We start from the raw sequence: 7366 nt of genomic DNA, 5'->3' as shown, positions 1-7366 counted from the left end.
TGGGAACACATAAATCAAAGAAATCTTCAAAAGATCGCAGCTTAAAGAAAGTGAACAGATTTGTATAGTGATGAACAAAAAAAGAGGTGCATCGTGCATTACGACACACCTCCCACTTTTTATGTAGAATATATGATCTATCAAACACATAGTATATATACCTAAAACAACAAATACTATAAATATGTATCCGAAAATAAACACCACCTTGCCAGTTGCTTAATCAGAAAAAAGCCACTCCTCAATGACTAAAAGGCAACCGGATTGATGATCCGTTTATTGCTACAGCCTTTATTTTTTATGTCGGCTAGCTCTTTTCTTCCGGATATCTGCTTTCATCTTCGCTGCACCCGAACCATGTTGTCCACGAATATACGTCGCTTTTTTCGCTTTCGTTTTCACCTTTTCCTCTTCTTTGGGCTTATCTTTCTTACCTTTAAAAACGATACCACCCATGATTGCTTCTTCTATACTCATATAATCATTTATTAGTATTCAACATTTCCGATGGCAAAGATAACCCTTTTCTACGGATTTATTTATCTTTGCAAAGTTAACAATCGTAACCACCAATGGCAACAACAATTCTTTCTGCAGAAAAGGACCCGATGGGAGCCGCTATTTCTGACTATTTCAACCATCATAGAGCTGATCGTTTGCGGGTATTTTCTTCTCAATTCGAAGAAGATGAAATTCCCGTCAAAGAACTGTTTCGTAGTATACAGTCTATGCCTATACTAGAGCGTACCGCCCTGCAAATGGCTACTGGACGGATTTTGGATGTAGGTGCCGGAAGTGGTTGCCATGCGCTGGCACTTCAGGAAATGGGAAAAGACGTATGCGCCATTGATATTTCTCCCTTATCTGTCGAAGTAATGAAACAACGCGGAGTGAACGATCCCCGCCTCATCAACCTTTTTGATGAAACATTTTCCGAAACATTCGATACAATCCTAATGCTCATGAATGGTTCCGGAATCATCGGACGGCTGAATAATATGCCCGAATTTTTCCAACGGATGAAACGTATTCTCCACCCCGGTGGATGCATATTTATGGATTCCAGTGATTTGCGTTATCTTTTTGAAGAGGAAGACGGTAGCATAGTCATCGATCTGGCCGGAGATTACTACGGAGAGATCGACTTCCAAATGCAATATAAAGATGTAAAAGGAGACACATTCGACTGGTTATATGTAGATTTCCAGACTCTTAGCTTATATGCTTCCGAATGTGGTTTTAAGGCAGAATTGATAAAAGAAGGAAAGCATTACGATTACCTGGTCAAACTTAGCATTGCTTGAAAATGCATCTTCATATAGTGACGGTATACACTCCGGATAGCGTCACTATATAACCAAAATAGTAACGCCATCACATCAGGATAGCGTTACTATTTTTATATACTCATATATGTTCCGTTGGAAACATCTGATGAAGGCTCTCTTTTATTTCAGCATTTCATTAATTGCCTGCACAAGAGAAGCAAACTCTTCCTCATTATATAAACGAGTTAGCTTTACAATTTTCCCTTCCTTATCAATCAACACGTTTCTCGTTATTCCAGATTCACGTAATGCATACTTCGCAAAGATATCAGCTCCCGGATCCAGTCCTAACGGATAAGTGACTCCGGTAGATTTTGCAAAAGCCAGTACTTTGTCAAGCGGTTCGTCACGGTCAATGCCAATCAGAGCAAAGTCTGCATTATTTTTATGCTTCAACCAAATATCCTTCTCGATAAACGGCATTTCTTTACGGCAAACCCCACACCAGCTTGCAGTGAACTGCAACATGACAACTTTACCACGAAGGGAAGATAAACTCACTTGCTTCCCATCTGTCAAGGTAATTGTGAAATCCGGAGCCATCTCTCCTACCCGAACAATATATCCTGTACTATCTGCCTGAACTGATTTTGCATCCGCAGTTACTTCTACACTATCTGTTGCAACTTCAACATTCGCCGTTCCTTTCTTCTGTCCGGAACAAGCCCATATACCTATGGCTAAAAGCGCCACACTACATACATTCATAATTTTCATTTTCATCTAATCATTGGTAACTTTGCAAATATAAAAAAAGTATGCGATGTATTTGCATTTTTAAAAGAAATTCATACCTTTGCACCCGCAAAAGAAAAACGCCTCTTTAGCTCAGTTGGCCAGAGCACGTGATTTGTAATCTCGGGGTCGTTGGTTCGAATCCGACAAGAGGCTCTCCAGAATGAATGCTGTTTATCACATCAGATAAGCAGCATTTTTTATTAATATCTTCTTTAAGATTTTTGCTTACGAAATACTACCATACCCACAGCCAACAAAATCAAAAGAATTCCAATAGCACTATTCAGGGTAAACAGTTCTTTAAAAACAAAGACACCGATCACAACGGCTGTCAGTGGTTCCATCGCACCTAAAATAGAAGTCAGTGTAGGTCCCGCATACTTAATTGCCCGTACCAAAGTTATATTGGAAATAGCCGTAGCCGGCAATGCAAGTCCTAAAATAATCAGCCATATATAACCGTCTGTCACCAGATGAAGCCCGGAAGTTGCCATAGCTCCTATCAGATAGAAAACAGCTCCCATCCCCATAACATAACATGTCAGTACAGTGGAATTGATTTGAGCGGCTCGTGTTGTTCGAACCCCAATGATGTATCCTCCGTAAGAAAAGACAGAAATACAAGCCGCCACCAATCCTACTATTGTATCACCACTTTTCGCCTCCAACTCTCCCGATGACAGTAAAGCAGCACCAAACAAAGACATTAAAACAGCAAGCATCACCAAAAGAGATTTCTTTTCATGAAAGAAAAACATCATTGCCAATGATACAGCCAACGGATACATAAAATGAATAGTCGATGCTACCCCCGTGGCTATATTCTGATAGGCAATGAGCAAACTGAATGAGGTGGTTGCCCGCAACAAACTTAATAAAAAAACGACTAACAAATCTTTCTTTGCCAGCCGGAAATTACATCCCGAACACCATCCAAACAGTGTCAATACAATAGCAGCCACTCCCCAACGATAAGAAAGCACCTCGAAAGCCGAAAAACCAGCTAACAACAGAGTTATAGAAAAAAACGGAGCCAGCCCAAAAGTGGAGGAGGATACCGCCGCATAAAGTATACCTTTAATACGATTCATCGATATATTCAACTAATTCCAGATATTCACAATGCAAAGATTATAAATATTTCTTTAATGCCACCATTAATTTCATTTTTTCAATCGGCTTAACCAGATATTCATTACAGCCGACCTTTATTGCAGCAATCCGGTCAGAATCGAAAGCATGGGCGGTAAGTGCGACGATAGGTAAGCTAGCATTAAACTTACGTATTTCAGCTGTAACCTTCAATCCATCCAGTACAGGCATTTTCATATCCATCAACAACAAATCGACATGTTGGCTACGCGCTATTTCCACTGCCTTTTGCCCATTCTCCGCATGCAGTAAATCATAATGATCCTTCAGGATAGTAGACACCAGCTAATAATTACTTTGTATATCTTCAGCTATGAGAATTGTTTTCCGACCGGCACTCTTCTCCATCACTTCGTCATTCGCACCAAACTCTCCTCCGGAGATATTCTCTTCTTTCTTCTCTTCTACCATAGAAAGTGTATCGACTTCACAAGGTAAAAATGCCCAAAACAGCGATCCTTCATTGTGTACCGATTCAAAGCCGACTTTACCTCCCATAGCTTCTGCAATTGCCTTGCAAATAGAAAGTCCAAGTCCGGTACCTTGGGCAAACTCATCAAGTTTCTCAAAACGCTGGAATACTTTTCCTTTTTTATCATCAGCTATACCAATACCGGTATCTTTCACATAAAAATAGACGCCTCCATCCTTACATGCATATCCCATTTTAATAGAACCTTTTGAAGTATATTTGATAGCATTAGTGACATAATTCGTTATAATTTGTGCCACGCGATTACGGTCCAGAGTTACCCGACAACAGTGATAAGGATTGATTTCAGTTAACACGATATCCGGATTCTTCAGGCGCTGCTTCATGGAAGTAAACATGTTTTCAAAATGTTCGGATAAGTCGAACGGTTCGTATTTCAGTTCTACCGAACCGGCTTCCAGCTTGGATAAATCAAGTATATCATTTATCAGTTTTAGCAATAACTCATTATTACTATTAATAATCTGGATATAGTCCGCCTTTTCTTCTTCTCCGGCATAAGCCATCAACTCCGAAAAACCTACAATAGCATTCAAGGGAGTACGGATTTCATGACTCATATTCGCCAGGAACGCAGATTTCAATTTATCAGACTGCTCTGCCTGATGTTTGGCTTCCTGCAATTCCTTAATCATTTTTTCACGCTCCGTTACATCATCCACGCGAATTACAACACCATCCACAGATCCATCTTCAAGAACTACGGGAGTGGCAAACACTTCAACGGTATGCGCACTGTCCAACGAAAACTTCATCTGTTCCGTCTGTAATGAAACAAAAGCACGTTGCATCACACAATTTTCACAGGGAGAAGTACGATTATATGTACTTTTATAGCAAAGTTCACCTTTTTTGTAGGCTTCAAAAGAAAGACTTTTTGAACATAACGAAATATTTTCCCATTGAACCATATATTCCTTCGTGATGTAGGCCAACCCTGAATTCGTATTGTTAAGAACCAGTTCATTCTGTCGTACCAAAGCGTCCTGTATTTCTTTATTCTTTAGTAAGGTCAATTCAGTCTGCTTATAGGAATCGATATTTTGCGTCATACCGAACAAATACTTATAAGGAGCATCGTTCAAAGTTGTGGTTTCAACAAGGCCACGCGTTTCCCACCATTGATACATGCCATCTCCTTTAAAGTCAATGCGATATTCCACATCCCATACACCGCTTCCTAGTTCTACCGCCTTTTGCAAAGTTTCAGCAAACTTTTGTCGGTCATCAGGATGTACGAGAGTCAGATATTTCTCGACCGAATTAATTTCTGATGCCTTTTTCCCATTTTTATCAAAACCTTCACCGAAACTCACCCTGTTCTTAGCCGGCTCAAAAAACCAGGTGAAGGCATTCATCGCTTCCATAGTGACAGTTAGCAGCTGTGCACGACGCTTCAGTTCATTTTGTAAACTCTGATCCCAGCGGGTATTTAACAGAAAGCGTTTGCCATCATCTTCAATTATACTTTTGCGAACAATAGTATCATAGCTGCGTCCATCCTTCAGTATAATACGTTCCATGCCGAAATAAGGGTTCCCAGTATTGTATACCTCTAAATCAGTCTTCTGAATACGCTCTACTTCTTCTTCACTCAGCACATCATAAGTAGTTTTATCTTCGCTGGTACCAAACATGAGCTTACTCTCTTCATTGCAAAAAACATAGCGGAAATCATTCTCTACATCTTTGATATGAACAGATAACGGAAGATTATTTAATATATTATAGAAGAACTGCTCCTTTTTCTGCACCTCCGTATTATTCTTTCGGGTACCAACATATTTCAATACCTTCTTATTAGAATCAAATTCATAAGAAGCACCGCTTATCGTACAAAATTGCCAGGTTGAGCTATCCGGTAACATAACCCTGCTATCAAAAGAAAAAGAAAAATCTTCCCCATTGCTCATTCTTTCCATTACTTCAGTAACCTGACTACGGTCATCCGGATGCAAAGTCTCCAGATATAGTGCCATACTAACTGGCTTAGACTGATCGTATCCATTCAGCGGTTCATTATCACTATAAAATAATTTGGCCACTGCATCAAATTCCCAAAACATGATGTTGGCTGCCTTCATAGCAAGCTCCGTTTTCCGGCGACTTTGACGGAGTACCTCTTCACTTTTCACCGTTTCTGTAATATCTTCAAAGATAAAAATGTAATTAACAAACTTGCCATCATTGTCATAAAGAGGATTACCATTACATTTCAAATAGCAGGTCCGGGTACGCGTAGAGAAAAAGCGTTTATCGGTTCTCTGTTTATCGAAATCATACAAAAAACTCATCTGTACCGGAACACAACGACGAACTGCTTCCTTCACCACGTCAGGAACCACAGAATTTTCATTTATGTTGAGTTTATTACCAAGAAGCGTTTGCGAGTCAGCGCCAAAAATTCGGCAGAAGCTTTCATTGCATCTTACCAGAGTGCCATCGGCTGTGAAGAAACCTATTCCAACAGGAAGTGAATTAAATACAGTTAGTAATTGTTTGTGTTCCATTTCTTTATCCTTGAATAACTTAGAAATAAATATTTTATCTCCGCACTATGCAAATATATACACTTTTACGATTATAATATGATTTTATAGCGAAAATATTATTGCCAGGTTATAACATACAATAAGGGGCTATCCACGATATTGTGAATAACCCCTATCTCAAATGACATCCCATATATTATCATTTTAAAAAGTACATTTTAATACTCCTCAATGACTGTATTTCCAAAAATATCCTTTTTAATAATTTTCCCATGACCGTTACCATATTCAATTATTTCGTTTCCAAAAATATCTTTTTTAATAGTTGTTCTATTCCCCTTATCATCCTCGATAATAGTATTCCCAAAGATATCTTTTGTAATCGTCTTTCTATTACCTTTGTCATCGCGAATAATAGTATTTCCCAGAATATCTTTCTCTATAGTTTTTCTATTACCCTTATCGTCCCGGATAATGGTATTTCCTAGAAAATCTTCTTCAATAGTCTTTCTATTACCTTTATCATCACGAACAATGAAATTTCCTAAAATATCCTCTTCGATAGTCGTTCTATTGCCTCTATCATCACGGATAATGATGTTCCCCAAAATATCCTTTTCAATAGTCGTTCTATTGCCTTTATCATCACGAATGATGATATTCCCTAAGATATCCTTTTCAATAGTCTTTCTATTACCATTATCATCACGGATGATGATATTACCTAAAATATCCTTTTCAACAGTCTCTCTCCCTTGGTCAACTCCCGAATACTCATAATTATCTTCAACAAGATTTGCACCATAGCCCTTTATTATATAAGGAGCCAAAATAAACTGGGCAACAAACAGGATAAATAAAATCTTTTTCATGGCGTTTTTCTTTTGATTTAGAACAAAAGTAACGCAGGAAAATCAGAATAAATAAGTGAATTCCATAATTGTCAGTAGGGAAAAACCTAAAATAAAAAGGATTAGCGCATGCAGTAACGGTATATCCATAATATACTACCTAATTGGTCCCCAGAATGGTCCCCCCAAAAAGAAATGAGGTTGTGTCAAAACGTTGGCACAACCTCTTTTATATTTTACAGTTCTGCTATATTTTCTTTTGGCTATGCTGCTTTTTCCTCATGCATTTGGCAACAAGTTGCTATATTCCAA

The 7366-nt window shown here is 38.6% G+C and carries 5 protein-coding genes, 1 tRNA gene and 1 pseudogene; 2 read left to right on the top strand and 5 right to left on the bottom strand.

The window, feature by feature from the left end; genetic code table 11:
* Window positions 1-291 precede the first annotated feature (291 nt).
* The gene (locus tag N5O98_RS26705) at window positions 292-477 is read right to left on the bottom strand and encodes a hypothetical protein (RefSeq protein WP_004300779.1); all 186 of its coding nucleotides are present in this window, start codon (window positions 475-477) and stop codon (window positions 292-294) included.
* Window positions 478-572: 95 nt separating this feature from the next.
* On the opposite strand from N5O98_RS26705, the gene N5O98_RS26700 reads away from it, so the two are divergent.
* Window positions 573-1304, top strand: a complete 732-nt coding sequence (locus N5O98_RS26700) for a class I SAM-dependent methyltransferase (RefSeq protein ID WP_022200195.1) — start codon at window positions 573-575, stop codon at window positions 1302-1304.
* A gap of 144 nt (window positions 1305-1448) precedes the next feature.
* Here N5O98_RS26700 and N5O98_RS26695 read toward each other — a convergent pair whose 3' ends face one another.
* Window positions 1449-2051 (bottom strand): TlpA family protein disulfide reductase, encoded by a 603-nt coding sequence (locus N5O98_RS26695; RefSeq protein ID WP_004300781.1) that lies wholly within the window; start codon window positions 2049-2051, stop codon window positions 1449-1451.
* A gap of 94 nt (window positions 2052-2145) precedes the next feature.
* On the opposite strand from N5O98_RS26695, the gene N5O98_RS26690 reads away from it, so the two are divergent.
* Window positions 2146-2219 (top strand) — tRNA-Thr (locus tag N5O98_RS26690).
* Window positions 2220-2278: 59 nt separating this feature from the next.
* Here the strand turns inward: N5O98_RS26690 and N5O98_RS26685 are convergent.
* The 3 genes and pseudogenes from N5O98_RS26685 to N5O98_RS26675 form a co-directional block, all read right to left on the bottom strand.
* Complete coding sequence (locus tag N5O98_RS26685) at window positions 2279-3157, bottom strand: DMT family transporter (RefSeq protein ID WP_022200196.1); 879 nt, start codon at window positions 3155-3157, stop codon at window positions 2279-2281.
* A gap of 40 nt (window positions 3158-3197) precedes the next feature.
* A pseudogene (locus N5O98_RS26680) lies at window positions 3198-6221 on the bottom strand (PAS domain-containing hybrid sensor histidine kinase/response regulator).
* A gap of 200 nt (window positions 6222-6421) precedes the next feature.
* Complete coding sequence (locus tag N5O98_RS26675) at window positions 6422-7075, bottom strand: hypothetical protein (protein WP_004311368.1); 654 nt, start codon at window positions 7073-7075, stop codon at window positions 6422-6424.
* Window positions 7076-7366: the final 291 nt, after the last annotated feature.

The sequence above is a fragment of the Bacteroides sp. LFL-34 genome (assembly GCF_027257075.1).
Lineage (GTDB): Bacteria > Bacteroidota > Bacteroidia > Bacteroidales > Bacteroidaceae > Bacteroides > Bacteroides ovatus.
The sequence above is the reverse complement of the archived record's forward strand: the minus strand, read 5'-3'. Positions and strand labels throughout refer to the sequence as shown.